General features: G+C 33.1%; 16 protein-coding genes and 1 pseudogene. All 17 read right to left on the bottom strand.

The window, feature by feature from the left end:
* Window positions 1–50: 50 nt before the first annotated feature.
* Window positions 51–1,574, bottom strand: a complete 1,524-nt coding sequence (gene murJ / locus JOC49_RS01995) for a murein biosynthesis integral membrane protein MurJ (RefSeq protein WP_204661674.1) — start codon at window positions 1,572–1,574, stop codon at window positions 51–53.
* 57 nt (window positions 1,575–1,631) lie between these two features.
* Window positions 1,632–3,578, bottom strand: coding sequence for an asparagine synthase (glutamine-hydrolyzing) (asnB, locus tag JOC49_RS02000; RefSeq protein ID WP_204661675.1), 1,947 nt, complete (start codon window positions 3,576–3,578; stop codon window positions 1,632–1,634).
* 70 nt (window positions 3,579–3,648) lie between these two features.
* Window positions 3,649–4,908, bottom strand: a complete 1,260-nt coding sequence (locus JOC49_RS02005) for an O-antigen polymerase (protein ID WP_204661677.1) — start codon at window positions 4,906–4,908, stop codon at window positions 3,649–3,651.
* A 17-nt stretch (window positions 4,909–4,925) separates the two neighbouring features.
* Window positions 4,926–6,029 (bottom strand): glycosyltransferase, encoded by a 1,104-nt coding sequence (locus tag JOC49_RS02010; RefSeq protein WP_204661679.1) that lies wholly within the window; start codon window positions 6,027–6,029, stop codon window positions 4,926–4,928.
* A gap of 40 nt (window positions 6,030–6,069) precedes the next feature.
* Window positions 6,070–7,197, bottom strand: coding sequence for a DegT/DnrJ/EryC1/StrS family aminotransferase (locus tag JOC49_RS02015; protein ID WP_204661681.1), 1,128 nt, complete (start codon window positions 7,195–7,197; stop codon window positions 6,070–6,072).
* Between the two features lie 25 nt (window positions 7,198–7,222).
* Window positions 7,223–8,122 (bottom strand): UDP-3-O-(3-hydroxymyristoyl)glucosamine N-acyltransferase, encoded by a 900-nt coding sequence (locus JOC49_RS02020; RefSeq protein ID WP_204661683.1) that lies wholly within the window; start codon window positions 8,120–8,122, stop codon window positions 7,223–7,225.
* A 3-nt stretch (window positions 8,123–8,125) separates the two neighbouring features.
* Entirely contained in the window at window positions 8,126–8,551 is a 426-nt protein-coding gene (locus JOC49_RS02025; protein WP_204661685.1) for a MaoC family dehydratase, read from the bottom strand.
* 16 nt (window positions 8,552–8,567) lie between these two features.
* Window positions 8,568–9,659 (bottom strand): Gfo/Idh/MocA family protein, encoded by a 1,092-nt coding sequence (locus JOC49_RS02030; protein ID WP_204661687.1) that lies wholly within the window; start codon window positions 9,657–9,659, stop codon window positions 8,568–8,570.
* A gap of 11 nt (window positions 9,660–9,670) precedes the next feature.
* Window positions 9,671–10,978, bottom strand: a complete 1,308-nt coding sequence (locus JOC49_RS02035; RefSeq protein ID WP_204661689.1) for a nucleotide sugar dehydrogenase — start codon at window positions 10,976–10,978, stop codon at window positions 9,671–9,673.
* 1 nt (window position 10,979) lies between these two features.
* Entirely contained in the window at window positions 10,980–12,245 is a 1,266-nt protein-coding gene (locus JOC49_RS02040) for a glycosyltransferase family 4 protein (RefSeq protein WP_204661691.1), read from the bottom strand.
* A gap of 93 nt (window positions 12,246–12,338) precedes the next feature.
* Complete coding sequence (locus JOC49_RS02045; protein ID WP_204661693.1) at window positions 12,339–12,977, bottom strand: acetyltransferase; 639 nt, start codon at window positions 12,975–12,977, stop codon at window positions 12,339–12,341.
* Window positions 12,978–12,991: 14 nt separating this feature from the next.
* Window positions 12,992–13,657: a PIG-L deacetylase family protein gene (locus tag JOC49_RS02050; RefSeq protein ID WP_204661695.1), complete on the bottom strand. Its 666-nt coding sequence runs from the start codon at window positions 13,655–13,657 to the stop codon at window positions 12,992–12,994.
* 14 nt (window positions 13,658–13,671) lie between these two features.
* Window positions 13,672–14,571: a methionyl-tRNA formyltransferase gene (locus JOC49_RS02055; RefSeq protein WP_204661697.1), complete on the bottom strand. Its 900-nt coding sequence runs from the start codon at window positions 14,569–14,571 to the stop codon at window positions 13,672–13,674.
* The gene (locus tag JOC49_RS02060) at window positions 14,568–15,215 is read right to left on the bottom strand and encodes a sugar transferase (protein WP_204661699.1); all 648 of its coding nucleotides are present in this window, start codon (window positions 15,213–15,215) and stop codon (window positions 14,568–14,570) included. Before JOC49_RS02060 ends, JOC49_RS02055 begins: the two co-directional genes overlap by 4 nt.
* A complete protein-coding gene (locus tag JOC49_RS02065; protein WP_204661701.1) occupies window positions 15,216–16,343 on the bottom strand; it encodes a DegT/DnrJ/EryC1/StrS family aminotransferase in 1,128 nt (375 codons plus the stop codon).
* 19 nt (window positions 16,344–16,362) lie between these two features.
* Complete coding sequence (locus tag JOC49_RS02070; protein ID WP_204661703.1) at window positions 16,363–17,202, bottom strand: 3-hydroxyacyl-CoA dehydrogenase NAD-binding domain-containing protein; 840 nt, start codon at window positions 17,200–17,202, stop codon at window positions 16,363–16,365.
* A gap of 688 nt (window positions 17,203–17,890) precedes the next feature.
* Window positions 17,891–18,346 (bottom strand): annotated as a pseudogene (locus JOC49_RS13180) (transposase); the annotation flags it as partial.
* Window positions 18,347–18,350 lie beyond the last annotated feature (4 nt).

The following is an 18,350-nucleotide window of genomic DNA, read 5'->3' on the forward strand; positions in this document are numbered from 1 at the left end:
CAGCATGTCCCAACTTTTCAGCGATTTTCGGCGTTGACTAGTTGGGATTTTTACACCGCTCCTCTGCCAAACTTTTTCTTAATCGCACCAACAATTACGTCAACATCTTCAATCTTCATAAAATAGATAATAACAAAATATGATACCGCTCCAACACCAATTGCTAATAAAAGTGAAAGGTTTTGTGATAAAGTAGCCGTTAAGTAATTAAAGCTAAGTTTGGAGAGGAGACCCATAACCAATGAAGCAAATAGGATTTTTAGGAATGAAATGCTGATTTGCTTCATGCCAAATGGGCCTATTTTTTTGCGTAGGCTGATAAATAATAAAACTGTAGTAAATATCGCTGAAATTGATGTAGCAAGGGCTAAACCACCAATACCTAAATATTTTGAAAAGACTATATTCAAAATAACATTTAAAATCATACCTATAGAGGCATTAATCATTGGCGTCTTTGTATCTTGAAGAGAATAAAATGCTCTCGATAAGACCTCGCGCAAACCAAATCCAATCATTCCTATAGAGTAAAAAGCTAAAGCTGTCGAAGTCATCAAAATAGCTTCGTAGGTAAATGCTCCCCTACCAAATAGCAATGTAATAACTTGCTCGGAAAAAACTATAGCTCCAATTGTTGCCGGAACAACAAGTAAGCTAATACCCCCAATAGCTTCTGATAAAGTTCTCCTTAAACCTTTCATATCTCCATTAGCGACCATTTTAGAAATCATAGGATACATAACAGTAGTAATGGACAGTACAAAAATCCCTTGAACAAAAAAATTCAATCTATTGGCATAGTTTAGAGCAGATATACCACCTTCTACGATTTGAGATGCCAATGTCCTGTCCACTACAATGTTAAATTGATTGACAGATATACCTATCATCATTGGAAAGGCTAATCTAAAAAGTTGTTTGATATCATCATCTTTAAAATCAAGCGTAAATTTGAACCTAAATCCCTCTTTATAAGAGAACGGAATAAGAATACATAGTTGCGAAGCAATTGCAAATAGGCTACCCACTGCTAGAATTATATTACTAGTCCAAAAGCTAATCGCAATTGATAAGATTATAATTACATTCAAAGGATACCCTGTAAGTGTAGGTGTTATAAATTTATTCTTAACTTGCAAAAATCCTCTAAAAACATATCCTAAAGTTACAAAATAAATACCAAATATACTTATTCTAGTAAAACTCACTGCTAATTCTAAAGTTTCACCTTCAAAGCCCATCGCAAATATTTTAACAATATTTTCTGTCAGTACTAGTCCTAACAAAACTAAGACTGTACTTATTAGCAATACCAAATTAATTATCTTATTGGTAAATAAATTACTCTTCTGTGTTCCGTACTTGTTTTCAATTGTATTATAGATTGGAATATATCCTGCCAGCAGCCCTAAACCTACAAATTCTAAAAGGCTCATAGGAATTAACTGAGATACTAAATAAGCATCACTAATATTTGAAGCCCCGTAAAAATAAGATAATGTTATATCCCTAAAAAACCCAAAAAACTTTGAGCCAATAGTTAAAATCATAATAATTATAGCTGTTTTTTTCAAGTTAATACCACCAACCAATCTTTTAGCAATGCACTTTTGCTATATTAACTATTCCAATCAACCCTTTACATCAAACACCCTCATCCAAGTTTCTACTACGATAAATTTAAATCTAAAATCATGGTTAGTCTTTTTGTCAAATATCTCACGTACATAATCTATATTGAAATACTTAGTACTTCGTGGATTATCTAGTAAAGTTTCTTTAAAGTAATCATTAAGTTCGTCAAGCCATTTTTTTTGAGGAACACTAAACCCTAATTTATTTTTTCTATATGTCACTTCTTTAGGCATCTTATCTTCCATGTACTTTCTTAAAACAGCTTTCGTCCACCCATCCTTTAGTTTGTACTTATTTGGAATAGAAGCTGCTGTTTCAACAAAAGTATGGTCTAAAAAAGGAACTCTGGCTTCTATAGAGTGCGCCATAGAATTACGATCTTCATAACGAAGTAAATGACCAATTGCTCTTGCTAACTCATTTTTTTGAACTTCTTCAATGGATTTAAATTCAAGCATATCATCTACAATATTTTGAGTTTTGTACTGAGCACTAAAATTAGAATTTAAGAACTTAGATGTTTTATAGGTGAGGCGTTTCTTTCGAATATTTTTATTATTAAAGTAGATAAAGTAACCAAATAAGTCTTTAAGCGTTAACCTTGAATTCTTTGAAGATAAAGCAAACTCCTTAGCGAATCTCTTAAATTCAAACTTGGATAGCATCGTTTTTAGATGATAAGCATAAAATCTTTCATACCCTAATAAAGTCTCATCTCCACCTTGGCCATCAAGTAGTACTTTAACATTATTGGTTTTTACTCGTTCCATGACACACCATCCAGCAAAGATGCTTAAGCTTCCAAAAGGTTCTTCTTGATGCCAAACAAGTTTTTCAAAGTCCTCTTTGAGCTTTTTCTCACTCGGTTTAACTTTAAAATTACTACAACCCGATTCTTTTACTATCATATCACTATAATATCTTTCATCAACTTCTTTTGAATCATCGTAACATGCTGTAAATGTATTGAAATTACTCACATTATAACCTTGTTTTTTTAATTGATTAGTGGCTATAGACACAACACTTGAAGAATCCAGTCCACCGCTTAGACAACTGCCAACTTCAACATCACTTCTAAGTCTCAATGAGATGCTTTTTTCTAATTGATTCCCAATAGATTCAGCAGATCTCTCAAAACTTGTTGTTATATTATTAATTCGATTATCTAGATCCCAATACTTATATTTATTAATGCTTAGCGTGCTAGTATTTTCTTCTAATTGAATTATCATATTATAGCCGCCTTGCAAAGTAAACACATTTTCAAAAAAGGTCTCATCAGAATGATCATGTATTCCATAAAATAAAAATGTGAATAGTGTTTTTTCGTTTACCCTAGGCTCTAGTCCATATTCAAATAATTGTTTAATTTCAGATCCAAAGACTATCTTTTCATTATCCTTGTAATAATAAAAAGGCTTTTCACCTAATCTATCTCTGGAACAAAATAGTAGTTTTTTTGCCTTATCCCATATTGCAAAAGACCACATCCCATTAAATTGCTTTACGCATTCTTCACCCCAATGAAGATATGCATTAATTAATACTTCTGTATCTCCTTCAGTTTTAAAATAGTACCCTTCTCTTTTTAACTCTTCTCGAATTTCAATATAATTATAAATTTCACCATTGTATGTTATCACTATGTTTGAACTACACATAGGTTGATGCCCTTTGGAAGAAGTATCTATAATACTTAAACGCCTATGTGCTAATGCCAAATTGTAATTAGAATCTACAATATTATCAATCGAGTAACCTAATTCCTCTTTTATTTCTGCTAGAGTATCGTTTCCAAAAGCAAATATTTCTTGATCTTCATTATAAAAATAAAATCCTTCATCATCAGGTCCTCTATGTTTAATAACATCCGACATTTTCTTAAATCTGTTAATATATAAAGATTTATCTAAATTTAAAACTCCAGCAATTCCACACATTTTATCACCTCATAAATTTATTAAACTTAATCTTTTATTTTAGTTCTAGTAAATAAGCAAACACATATAATTAATCACCCATATTATTTGAGTACAAAAACAATATCACTATCAAAAATAATAGTCCTCCCGTAAGTAATGTAGTTAAAAAAGCTCCATCATTTAATGCCAATATTGAGAACAGTGATAATCCTACTACTAACTCTTTTCCTACTTTAACACTTAAAGAATCTATTGTTTTTAGAACAAAAACAAATAATATAGATATAATAAACATTCCAAAATAGCCCATGTTAGCATATGCATCTGCTAAGTAACCTGTATTAGTCCACATATCTGGGCTGTTATAGTAAACCTCCCCTATCAAATTCGCAATATTTACATCATACGGATAAGTTATCCCAAATATATTTCCAAGGATACCTAAAGAAAAATACATATAAGGGTTGCTCGAAAAAAAATCATAATAAGAAAATTTTATATGTGCAGGAACAAGAAGAAAGCGCCGTATAAATATAGAAGGTATTAGTAATGATTTGGATACAAAATAGTGTATTAGTATAATAAAAGAAACACTTGATGCTAATGCAGTAGATAATTTGAAAAAATCTACTTTTTTCAAAAGCCAACAAACAATTATTATAGCTACTGGTATAAATAAGAATGCCTTGTGCGCTGTAATCATATATATAACAATTTGTAAAGCAATTGAAACTGCTAAAAATTTTTTTGATCCTTTTAAATAAGCTATCGTAATTAAAAAAGGATTAATTACTTTTGCTTGCCAAGGCACTAAATAGTTCATTAAAAATGGGTAAGTTACAACACTTCTAACATCATAAACATTGAGGATGTTCATTGTGCTTAAGGACGGTAATCCATTTGCACGAAACATTGAAGTATATACAAATATAGTAATGCTAACTATTATTAAATATAGTAACCTTTTGGAATTTTTTATTCTAACAATTTTAATATTGGGAATTAATTTTATTAAAATGCATTGCAATAAAAGAGCAAGTACATTTGCTAACATAAATCCGTTTGGTTTATTCATAAATGCATATATAGTAAGCATAGGAATAAACATTATAATTAAGTGTAGCTGCAAAAATATTGAAGAGGGTTTATTTTGATCTTTAGGAATAAATACAAATAAAATCACAAAAATAAATAGACTCGATAAATACTTATATGCATTATAATCTAAACTAAAACCCATATACTCGTAGTACTTATGAATAAAAAAAACATAAAAAATATCTATTATTATTTTATAAATAAGCAAGGAAAAAAAAGCTACAATACTTCTCTTCTTTATAATTAACATATTTCTTCACCATATTTCTATAAAGTATCATTATATATATTTTCTAAATTTTTAACAACTTCTTCCCAACTATAGCTAAATTGAATTTTTTCTATGTTTTTAATTTTTTCTCTAAGAACTTGTCTATTAGCATTTATATATGATACTAAGTCTTTAATTTCTTCTACACTCTCGCCATCAACTGCAAAACCTATATCATGTTCACTAATGAAACCTTCTAATACCGATCCTTTAGTTACAATTACAGGAGTTTTGGTAATAATTGCTTCAAAAAATTTAACCGGGTAACCAATCATATGCTGTGGATTATCCTTAGAGTAAACTATATAACTTATATCAGTATCGCTATATAGCCTTGAAGATTCTTTAGGATTATATCGTCCTGTAATCTTTGTATTAACATAATTTTCTTTTATTGAGTTTAATTTATTAAAGGCTCGGCCATCACCATGGATTGAGATAAATACATTTTCTAAACTATTACAAGCTTCCATAAGATTCTTAAGTTCATCAAATTGTCTAACCACACCAATATATGAAATGTTTAAAGTTGAATTTTTACTCTTTTTAACGCCTAAATAATCAGTTGTATTCGGATAATTAGGTAAGTATATCGATTTTGACTTTAATTTATCATTCAAATGTCTAATCTGCACTTCATTAACATAAATTATTGCATCTGATTTGTTTTGAAGATAATTAACAATAATTCTAATTATTTCTTTGTACTTAAGCTTTTCTTTTTGCATTTCATAAAATTCATGCATATCAAAAATTAGTCTAGATTTTTTTGATTTTACAGAATAGCCTGCTATCGCACCATCTAAATCATGACAATGAAGATAGTTAAACTCAATTTTGCTTAAATATTTTTTTATTTCTAGTATAAACTTAAAATATGATCTTATTTGACGTATCCCCGTTCCACACTTTGCATATGGGAAAAACCTTCTTACTTTTACACCATCTATCTTATCAGTCGGGCTATTAATATAATCATTTTCCCTATCCCAACATAAAACTTCAACATCAAATCCTCTATCAACCAAATATTTAGCCTCTTTATGGACTCTTATATCTGGATCATATCTATTAGTAACAATCATTATTACTTTTTTCATTCAGCACCATCCTAAAAATATACTCATTACTGCTTCAGTGTCAATTCAGTATTTTCAAAATCGAGTTGCACACCCTAACAATATCCTCTTTACTCAAATATGGATGCATAGGCAAAGAAAGAACCGTATCACAAAGTTCATTAGTTACTTCAAAATCACTATCATCATATTCATACTGAGCAAAAGCCCCTTGCTTATGCATAGGCTTTAGATAATAAACCATACTAGGTATACCTTCTTCTAGTAATTTGGCTTGTAAATTGTCTCTTTCTTCCTTATTTTTCAATTTAATCGTATACTGAGCAAAACTAGCCAAATAACCTTCCGGAATAATTGGTGTTTCTACAATACCTTTTAGTTTTTCTGTATATAATTGATATATTCTATTAACATCTTCAAGTTCATGCTCAATAAAGGCAGTCAACTTCACATTAAGCACTGCAGCCTGAATAGAATCAAGTCTTGAGTTAACTCCTATTCTTACGTTATCATACTTATTATCACCTTTACCGTGAACTTTTAATGAGTTAAGAAGTTCAGCTAATTGATCATCATTGGTGAAAATAGCTCCACCATCCCCATAGCAACCAAGTGGTTTTGCTGGAAAAAATGATGTTGTAGCGGCATCACCAAAACTACATGCTTTCTTTCCTTTTATACTTCCTCCAAATCCTTGAGCGGCATCTTCCAAAACTTTTAAATTATATTTTTTTGCTATCTTTTCTATCTCTATATGATTTGCAGGTAGTCCAAATAAATCAACTGGTATAATTACTTTAGGTGTTAACTTTCCTTCACGTAAAACCTTAATAATCGAACCTTCAAGTTTTTCTGTATCAATATTAAACGTATCTCTATCTACGTCTACAAATACTGGTGTAGCCCCTCTAAAGGAAACAATTTCACCAGTTGAAAAGAATGTAAAGTCTGGAACGAAAACAGCATCGCCTTCTTTTATCCCCCACGCCATAATAAGGAGAGTCATTGCCTCAGTGCCGTTTGCGCATGTAATACAGTGCCTAACGTTGACATAATCAGCTAGTCTTTGCTCCAGCATGTTTACTTCTTTGCCCCCAATAAAATTAGTGTTATTTATAACTTCCTGGATAGCTGCATCAATTTCATTCTTATATTTATCATATTGAGCCTTTAAGTCTCTAAATTGCATTGCTAACACTCACCTTTCATCTCTACTATCTTATTGATTTAATAAAATCAATAAATCTAGAATGCTCAATAGCAAAATTTCCACTCACAGTTGAATTGTCAGGAACACTCCTTGTTACAACAGCACCTAACGTTATTTTGCAATTATTACCAATTGTAATTCCATTAGAGATTGTAGCATTAACTCCAATCCAGCAATCTTCTCCAATAGTGACTCTACCTGCCAACTTAACTCCTGCAGTTATAAATGTTCTTTCTCCGATGATGTCATCGTGCGCAACATGAATAAAATTATCTAATTTTACATATTTGGATAAAATTGTGTCTCCGCCTAATACTCCTCTGTCAACACAACAGTTGTGCTGAATTTCAACGTTATCTTTAATTACAGCTCTACCACCCGTTTTTACTGAAATAACTTTTGTTCCATCATTTAAGAATTGAAATCCATTTGTGCCAATTTTGCATCCAGATCTAATAATCACATTATCACCAATTATTGAACCTGAATGTATTACTACCCCTGCCTCTATGACTGAGTTCTCTCCAATTACAATGCTATGGTCTTCAATATATGCTCCATCTGATATTACCGCTGTATCTGCTATTTTATTTTCAAATTTAGCCCAGTAGAATTCATTTTCTACAAGTTTATTATGAATCTCATAAAACTGTAGTTTTGGATCATCAGATATAATCAAGCCATATTCATCTGGAATAATTTTTTTGTCGTAAATCTGTTTAGTTGTGATAAGAGCAACAATATTCTTGTTATCTAGTATAGCTTCTAAATACTTTTCATCTGAGAAAAAAGCTAATACTCTTTCGTTATTGAATTTTGTAGTTGCCATCCCCAGCGCATTGAATTCAGAATCATTCATAACTTCTAAATTAGCCATTACTTCCTTAAGTTCAATTATTCTCATATATTATCCCTTCTTTCGTGGCATAACAGTTGCGACACCTGTTATTACTTCTTCATTATTTTGATTTATACATTTTGTCTTGAGCTTAAGAATATTCTTTTCTTCATTTTTTTCAATAACTTCTACAATCGCATTGATTGTATCTCCAAACTTTACAGGCTTTAAAAATCTTAAATCCTGACCTAGATAAATAGTTCCAGGTCCAGGCAATTGAACTCCTAAAACTGCTGATATTAACCCAGCACTTAACAATCCATGTACAATTCTTTCCCCGAATATTGTTTTCCTTGCTTCTACATCATTTAAATGTGCTGGATTATAGTCACCAGTTATACCCGCAAACAAATAGACATCCGTTTCTGATATAGTTTTTTGAAATGAGGCACTATCTCCAATATTGATTTGATCTATTGTCTTCCCTTTAACCATCTCAACGCCTCCTCTTTTATATAGATTGCTTATCAAACCTTCCTTTAAAATCTAAGGTGCTACATTTATCAAGTGGGAGTTTGACACTCTTTCCTTCAGTTGCTGACTTGTAAATTGCAAGAACTAGTTCAAGGGCATTTCTACCGTCAACAGCAGTTACATAAGGATCTCTATCGCTTTTAATTGCATCAATAACATCTGCATAAAGTGGATTATGCCCGAAGCCATAAACATTTGGTGGATTCTCATGGTATTTTTCTTTTACTTCTTCTGGATCATCTAAATTATCTGCAAACTGCCACTCTTCAATTAGATTTACAGACTTACCGCCGGCTTTAACCGTTCCTTTTTCTCCAAAGATATATAAAGTTTCTTCAAGGTTTTTAGGAAAAATATTAGTAGTACCTTCAATAATGCCATAGCTTCCGTTTGAAAACTTTACTAATGCCATTCCTAAATCTTCAGCATCAATAAACCCATGGATTAAATTATCTGTCATACCTACAACTTCAGTAATTTCATCTCCCATCATCCATCTTAAAAGATCAATGTTATGGATACACTGATTCATGAGAGCCCCACCATCTTGCTCCCATGTACCTCTCCAAGGTGCCTGAGTATAATAGTCTTCGCCTCTGTTCCATCTAACATGGGCTGTACCGTGCATTAGTTTTCCAAACCTATTAGCTTCAACAGCTTCTCTTATTTTCAGAACAGATTTATTGAATCGATTTTGATGACATGCACTTACTTTGATATTTTTTTCATTGGCTTTTTCGATAATCATATCTGCCTCTTCTAAAGAAAGAGCAATAGGCTTTTCTATAATAAGATTAGCTCCAGCTTCAATACAATCTAATGCAATTTGTCCATGTTTTCCACTTTCCGTACATATTGCTACTAGTTCAGGTTTCTCATTACTAAGCATTTCTTTATAATCTACATATTTCTTTGTTTCATTTGGCAGATTGAAATCTTGAACAGTAGTATTCATTTTTGATTCGTCTATATCACATAACGCTACAATACCTAGCTTGTTTTCAAGTGCAGCTGCTATATGATTTGGTGAAATTCTTCCACATCCTATAATCGCATATTTTAAACTCATCCTAGTCCTCCTTATAGTAACTCGATATTTTCACGTGATTCTACTTGCTTCATTGCATTCTTAGTATCAAAGATCGCCTTAGCATGTTTCTGAACAAAATTATAATCAACATTTGTGTGAGCAGTAGTTACAATTACAAGGTCTGCACTTTCTATAAGTTCTAAAGTAAGTTCAGGTTCGCCTTTCTTAACTACATCGTGTTCACGGTATTCAGAGACAAATGGGTCATAATAAACAACTTCTGCGCCTTCTTTTTCAAGTTCTTCTATCACCCTTATAGCAGGACTTTCTCTGTAATCATCAATATCTTGCTTATATGCTACACCAAGAACTAAGATTCTAGCACCATTCATAGCTTTCTTAAATCTATTAAGAATCTTGCTTGATCTCTCTGCGCAGTATTCAGGCATCCTATCGTTTACCATCATTGAAGACTCAATCATAGATGTATGGAATCCATATTCTCTTGCCTTCCATGATAAATAATATGGGTCTAACGGAATACAATGACCTCCCAGACCAGGTCCGGGATAGAATGCTTGGAACCCGTAAGGTTTTGATTTTGCTGCATCTACAACTTCCCAAAAGTTGATGCCCATTTTATTACTTAAAATTGCCAACTCATTAACGAGTCCAATATTTACATTTCTATAAGTATTTTCTAGGATTTTTTCCATCTCAGCTACAGCAGGCGATGATACTCTGTGAATAGGTGCCTCAAGAATGGCCTCATACATTGCTGCAGCGACATCAGTACATTCAGGCGTGATTCCTCCCACTACTTTTGGAGTATTTTTCGTTTTATAAATAAGATTACCTGGATCTACTCTTTCTGGTGAAAAAGCAAGATGGAAGTCCACTCCACATATCAATCCTGATTTTTCGAGGATAGGCTTCAACAGTTCTTCTGTAGTTCCAGGATATGTAGTTGATTCAAGAACAATTAACATATCTTTATGCATGTATGGCACAATACTCTCAGCCGAAGCTTTCACATAGCTGATATCTGGTTGCTGGTATGCATCAAGTGGCGTAGGCACTGCAATACAAACACAATCAGCAGATGCTACTTGAGCAAAATCCGTTGTAGCAGATAAAAATCCCGACTTAACTATTTCTTCTAGATCCTCATTAACAACATCACCAATGTAATTCTTTCCTGCATTGACCATTTCAACTTTTGATTCTTGAACGTCAAATCCAATAGTCTTAAATCCCGCCTTAGCTTTTTCTACCGCTAAAGGAAGACCTACATAGCCTAATCCTACTACGCCGAGAGTTGCTGTTTTATTCAATATTTTTTCTTTTAAAATACTCATATTAATTATCTCCTTCAATAATATTTATTAACTTACCTGTTAATTCTTTAAAATCATAGTCTTTAGCAGCTTTCAATGCGTTATCACACATTGAATTATAGTCATCTATGGAAAGTTCTCTAATTTTAATAATTTCTTCAGCTAACTCTTCTGGGCTAGCATTATCTACTATAACACCGCAATCATATCTTTCGACTAAATCATAACCGAATTGACAATCTGAAAGTATTGGCTTACCACTAGCAAAGTATTCAAATAATTTATTTAGACTTGCTCCATATTTTTTTAGATTATTTTGGTCAAAATGCATTATGTTCAAATCAGATTTACTTAGAATGTAAGGAATTTTTTTCTTTTCAACAAAACCTTTAAATACAACATTATCAATTCTATTATCAGTACAATAAGCTTCAAGGCTTTGCCTGTCACTGCCATCTCCAAATATTATGAATTTCACATCTTTGATACCTATTTTTTGAATTCCCGAAGCGGCCTCAACAATACTTCTTACATTATTCACCTGTCGTATTGATCCAGCATAGATTACTTTAAAGTTATTTGGATTGTCTAAATCATCATCTTCTAGTTGAAAATGTTCTTTATTATAGTTGAATACTTTTAAATCAACACCGTTATTAATATGATAAACTTTTCTAATATCAATAGGTCCACCTTGGTCCTTATCCCAACCGTGGTCAATAATATAATCTTTGCCGCCCTCCATAGTAAAAATTAGCTTGTCAGCTGACTTATATATCCACTTCTCTCCCGCATAAAGAGCTTTAGTTATCAAATTATTTTTATCAAGTTTGCCATATGCTATTAATGTTTCTGGCCACAAGTCTCTTACTTCACAGATACAGGAAATTCCAAACTTCTTTGCAATCTTTATTCCCGCTATTAAAGTAAGAGGATGAACACTCGAAGCTAAAATCACATCTGGTTTTCCGTTTAATTCTGCATATTGCTTGGCAGTCTTGAAAAGCCCTCTATAAAACATAATCATATTAAAAATTCTTTTTTTTCCGTTTCCTTTATACTCAGGTGTTTTAATAAATACATAAGGTATATTGTTCAAAGAATCTGTAGAATAATTAGCTCCGTTTGTATCAATTATTTCATTTGAGTTATGAATTGTTGATGCACAAAATATTGTTGGGTTATAATCTTCTCCTATAAGATTATCTGCAAACCAATAATGTCGTCCAGCTTGATCTTTAAAAGTATTGGTTGCATAATGATTTAATATCCAGACATTTCTCTTCATTTATTAATTCTCCTCACTAGGATCACACCCCTGCCTATTTCAATACTATCTTTACACATAACCTAAATGTGGTTCTCTGCACTACACATAAATCTACTCATGAAACTTAATAGGCTTAGCCGGCGATCCAACAGCTGTGCAATTTGCTGGTAAATCTTTTACAACTACCGCCCCTGCACCAACAACTGTGTTTTTCCCAATGCTTACACCTTGAATAATCGCTGATCCAGTTCCAACGCTTACACATTCTTTAGTTTTAACAAAACCCGATATATTAACGCTCGGAAGAACTGTTGAATAATCACCAATATTAGCATCATGACCGATTGTACAATCTAGATTTATAATGACATGTTTGCCAATTTGAATATTTACAGTAATAATATTTCCTGCGCAAATGATTGATCCTTCACCAAAAATAACACTTTCTGAGTAAATTACACTTGGGTGGATTAATATAGGATATTGATTTTTACTCCCATCTAATTTTTCTATAATTTTCTTTTTAGTAACGGGGTCACCAATCGCATTAACTACATACAACTCTTGCTCTTTCAACCAATTGATATTTCCAACGACTTTATATCCATTAATCTCAGATCCTTGAATTTTTTCATTATCATCAACAAAACCTACAAGGTTCCATTCTTTATTTTTTTTGTTAATATCTTCAATTAGCCAAGCTACTTCTCTCCCAAAACCACCAGCACCAATAATAACTATATCTTTCATTTAACTAATCCTCCTCATAGAACGATTTTTCTTATTAAACAAAATGCTTCTGCTGCTTTTACACCTATGGTAGAACCTCTAAGTTTTGCAAGGGATACAATTGCCTCAATTGATCTCGGGTGTGGAAATTCTGTTAATTGGGTTGTGAAATGCTCCATGGCTGTTTTCTTCTTATCTAAATAACCAGTTATATCAATGTATGTGTTTGGCATAAACACATTAGTAACATGTGGAATATTCCACTCTGTTTCAGATAGGGTTTCATAAGAATAAACCTCTAAAATCCTATGGTTTTTAATTGGCCTAACACCTACCATAGCCGCTTGAGACACTATGTAGTGATCCAGATGCATATCTCCAAAATGAGGTATAAAAACTACGTCCGGTTGAACTTCATCGATTACTCCATTAATTTTTTTGTTTACTTCATGCTTTGGTACTTCACTTAACATCACGGCAGGAAGGTCCAAGAAATAGGTTTGATTAATACCTAGAAATTTATGTGCTTCTATTGCTTCGTTTCGCAATTTATCTAATACTTCCTGAGGAAACATAGAAGGGTGACCAGTTGTCATTACACAAACATAAACCTCGTGGCCTTCATCAACATATTTAGCTATGGTTCCTCCCACGCCTAACACTTCATCGTCTGCATGAGGTGCAACGACTAAAACCTTCATCTTAACACCGCCTGTTATTTAAATTTATGACCTACGATAAATCTGTTTCCGGTATTTTCTATTTCATATTCTTCAATGATAAGTATTTCGTCAATTGTTATGACGCCTATCTCGTTATTTACAAAAGCTATTTGTCCAGGAATTCCAATATACTTTGTATTACTCTCGACTCTCGCTTTCCAAATGATTACTTGTTTATCTTTATAAATTCCAAACGCTCCAGGGTATGGTCTACTGGTCGCTCTAATAAGTTTCTCTATTTCAAGCGCCGGTTTTTCCCAATCAATATGACCATCGTCCGGTCTTCTTACCAAAAGATATGTGGCATCTTCATGGTTCTGCTTAACGAAATCAACTTCATCGATATACATTCTTGGTAAACACTCATTCAGTGCTCTAATCATCGCATCACAAACTTTGTTATAGACATCAAATGCATAATCTGTCTTTTTAATCCTATACGGATGCTGAGCAATAATATCGCCTGAATCCATTCCTTCATCAAGCTTAAACAAAGTGACTTTTGACTCTTCTACACCTAAGATAATCTGCCACGGTATTGCAGCCCTCCCCCTATACTTAGGTAGTGGCGTAGGGTGAAATCCTATAGAATAGTCATTTGCCATTTCTAAGATTTCTTGTGGAATAAGCTGTGATAAGCCAATAACAAATATAAAGTCTGGATTAATATCTTTTATTTTTTCTTTAACTTCACTAGAGTCTATCTTTTTGAACTTCAAGTATGGTAGTTTGTTCTCTTTTGCAATTTCATGAATTGGAAAATAGTCAGATACATTTATTGATACTTCCTCATCTAATGAGCAAACTAAATCTACTTTTATATCATTTTTTATTAATGTCTCTAAAGCAACTTTACTAGAGAGCACGGATCCTATAAAAACAGTCTTTTTCATTTATCCGAATTCTCCTCTCTTATTTTTGAATCAGTTTTATTTACAAATTTGTCTTCACCTAAGAAGACAATAGCTACAGTCTTTAAAATAATTTTTATATCATTGATAAAACTAATATTTTCAACATATTTCACATCATATGCACTTTTTTCTTGCCTATCCAAGTAAATATTTCCGTTAATTTGAGCAAGTCCAGTAAGTCCTGGTCTCACATCAAATCGTTTAAGTTCCCACTCTTCATACTGTTCAATATACTCTGGTAGCGTAGGTCTAGGGCCAACTATGGACATATCTCCCTTTAAAATATTAATAAGTTGAGCAAGTTCATCAATCTTGAATCGTCTCAAAAATTTCCCGAATGGAGTTATTCTAATGTCACTTCCAGTGACTTCAACACCAACCTTTTGCTGCTTCACCGCATCTTTAACCATTGTCCTGAATTTATAGACTTTGAATATCTTTTGGTTTTTACCAGGTCTTTCTTGTCTAAAGAAAATTGGTCCTTCTGAACCCATTCTTATCAAAATAGCTACTACTATAAGAAGTGGTGAAAGAACGAGAATCGCGATTAGGGAGAGTACAAAATCTAATATTCTCTTGAAATATTTACTATATATTGATTGTTCTATCTTCGCTGATTCCATTTACCACAGCCCCTTTATAATTAAACATATTCTCTTAAGATCCTCATCTGTCATCTTCGTATCAGATGGCATGCACACACCATTCTCAAACAGCTTCTCGCTCACATCTGAACCAACATAATCATACTCAGCGAAGAATGGCTGCATATGCATTGGCTTCCAGACAGGCCTTGACTCAATGTTCTCTTTCTCCAAAGCTTCCATAACATCTAAGGGTCTTACATCACCCTTCAATGTCATAACACTTAACCAGTAATTAGGTTCATTCCAGTCATTGATTGGCATAAATTCAACACCTTCTAACTGACCAAGCTCTCTCTTATAAAACTCAAAGATATATTTCTTCTTGGCTACTCTCTGATCTAGTACTTTAAGCTGCCCTCTCCCAATCCCAGCAACGACATTGCTCATACGGTAATTGAATCCTAATTCGCTATGCTGGTAGTGCCTTGCTGCATCTCTAGACTGAGTGGACCAAAACCTAACTTTCTTGATTTTTTCTTCATCATCAGAAACAAGCATGCCCCCACCAGAAGTAGTGATGATTTTGTTTCCATTAAACGAGAACACCCCAAACTCACCAAATGTTCCAGTATGCTTTCCTTTATAATAAGCCCCTAAAGACTCAGCTGCATCTTCAATGACAGTTACCTCATACCTATTACAAATCTCCATAATCTTGTCCATATCAGCAGATAAGCCATATAAGTGCACAACCAAAACAGCCTTCACCTTATCTCCATACTTCTCGAAAGCTGCCTCTAATGCTTTAGGATCCATATTCCATGTTTCATAATCACTGTCGATAAAGACAGGTGTAGCATTCTGATAGATGATCGGATTGGCAGTTGCAGAAAAAGTAAGGGTTGGGCAGAAGACTATATCTCCTTCACCAACGCCAGCAGCTTTAAGAGCTAAGTGAATGGCTCCTGTACCAGATGTCATAGCTGCTGCATGTTTTGATCCTACTTTTGTAGCCAACTCTTTCTCAAATTCATTTACATTCGGTCCAAGTGGTGCTACCCAGTTTGTATCAAAAGCTTCTTGTACGTATTGCATTTCATATCCTTCATCACTCATGTGTGGTGAAGCTAGCCATATCTTTTTATTAGATGTATTCTCAGCCATTTCCAGTCATCCCTTTCTGTTAATACTTATAGAAACCTTCTTTTGTTTTTCTTCCTAATTTGTTTGCTCTTACCATTTTTCTAAGTAAAGGATGCGCAGTATACTTATCTAATCCGAATTCAGTATGAAGAATATCCATTATGTTCAAACAAACATCTAAACCAATTAAATCTGCTAGTGCCAATGGTCCAATTGGATGGTTTGCACCACTTTTCATTGCTGTGTCAATATCTTCAATTGTTGCAACACCTTCACTGTAAATTGAGACCGCTTCATTTATCATTGGTATAAGCATTCTATTTACGATAAACCCTGGTGCTTCTTCAACCAAGACAGGATTTTTGCCAAGTTCTTTAGAAAGGTTCTGTGCAAATTCAATTGTTTCAGTAGATGTAGTCATGCCTTTAATTAACTCAACTAACTCCATTATTGGTGCAGGGTTGAAGAAGTGCATTCCAACAACTTTATCTGGACGTTTCGTTACCAAAGCCAATTCTGTAATAGACAATGAAGATGTATTAGTTGCTAAGATTGCTTTGCTATTGATAAACTGATCCATTTCAATGAATTTTGCTTTCTTAATTTCCATGTTCTCAGAAACAGCTTCTATTGCTAAATCAACATCAATTGCTTTCTGTAATGAATCGATAATTTCGATGTTATTTAAGAAGTTGTTTTTATCTTCATTAGATAATTTTCCTTTAGTAACTAACTTGTCGAATCCATTTTCTAAGTTTACTAATGCACGTTTAGAACTCTCTAAATTGGGATTATATAAAAATACTTTATGATTATTCTGTGCAAAGATTTGACTAATCCCTCTTCCCATTGTTCCCGTTCCATAAATTAAAACTCTCATATGATATCCTCCCAATAATATGTATTTATTTCATGTGCCCTTTTAGGCATCATAATTCATTAATTTAAATCATGTCTATATGTAGTGTTTAGTACTGTTTTTGTTACTATATCTTGCATAATTCCGTCTCGTGATTGGATGCATAGACGTGTAATGCTTCTGTAACATTAGTACATTTCCGAGTCATGCTGAAACCCTTGATATTACTTGCTTACAGCCTCTTTATCCTTTCACCATACTCACGTCGAATCGGCGCTAAATACATAAAAGTTTGCGATTTCTCAGACTACATAGACTACAATAATACAGTAACCATTGATTTTACTGGCTTTGAGCCTGTAGTCTGACTTTTTTATAGACTACAAAACCACATTTCGTCAAACTACATGTTGTGGTCCGATATTTTTGAGCTACTATATCTTGTAATCCTAAGACCATACTCACGTCGAAAATTTTGGCTGGTAATTATTACCATTTATGCAGGATGTTGTGGTTGAAATTTCTTGACATACTACATCTTGTGGTTTTGGTCCTTTCAACATACTCACGTCGAAATTATACGAAAAGGATAAATAGGATTTATGCAGCATATTGTATTCTAAAAATCACTACATACTACATATTGTGATTTTGGTCCTATCACCATACCGGTGTTTGTCAACATAGTTGTCAGTAAATCCTATAAAATTTATGATGATATTTCTTCAATGAATTCAATAGATTCTTCATTCTCTGGGTTTAGCCAAACTCTCTCTTCCAGATCCCAGTTACGGATATTTCGAGACCATCTATTAGGATTTTTTAGCTTTGCTGCTTCATAAACAGCTTTACGATTCGCTAATACAGCTTTTCCTTGTCCACTGTGTCTTTGTTCCGGGGTCAGGAAATTAAGCCCACTGTGATGATGCTCCTTGTTGTACCAGCGTGCAAATTTGAGTACCCAAGTTCTTGCATCTTCTATACTTGCAAGACCCTTACGTGGGTAACCTGGACGATATTTAAGTGTTTTAAATATTGCTTCTGCGTATGCGTTGTCATTACTCACTCGAGGTCTACTGTTTGATGGCATAACGCCTAGCATAATCAAGGTTTCAAGTAATGTCGCGCCTTTCATCGGACTGAAATTATCACTGTGGAGAACAAGTGGT

The organism is Fusibacter tunisiensis (genome assembly GCF_016908355.1).
Taxonomy (GTDB): domain Bacteria; phylum Bacillota; class Clostridia; order Peptostreptococcales; family Acidaminobacteraceae; genus Fusibacter_D; species Fusibacter_D tunisiensis.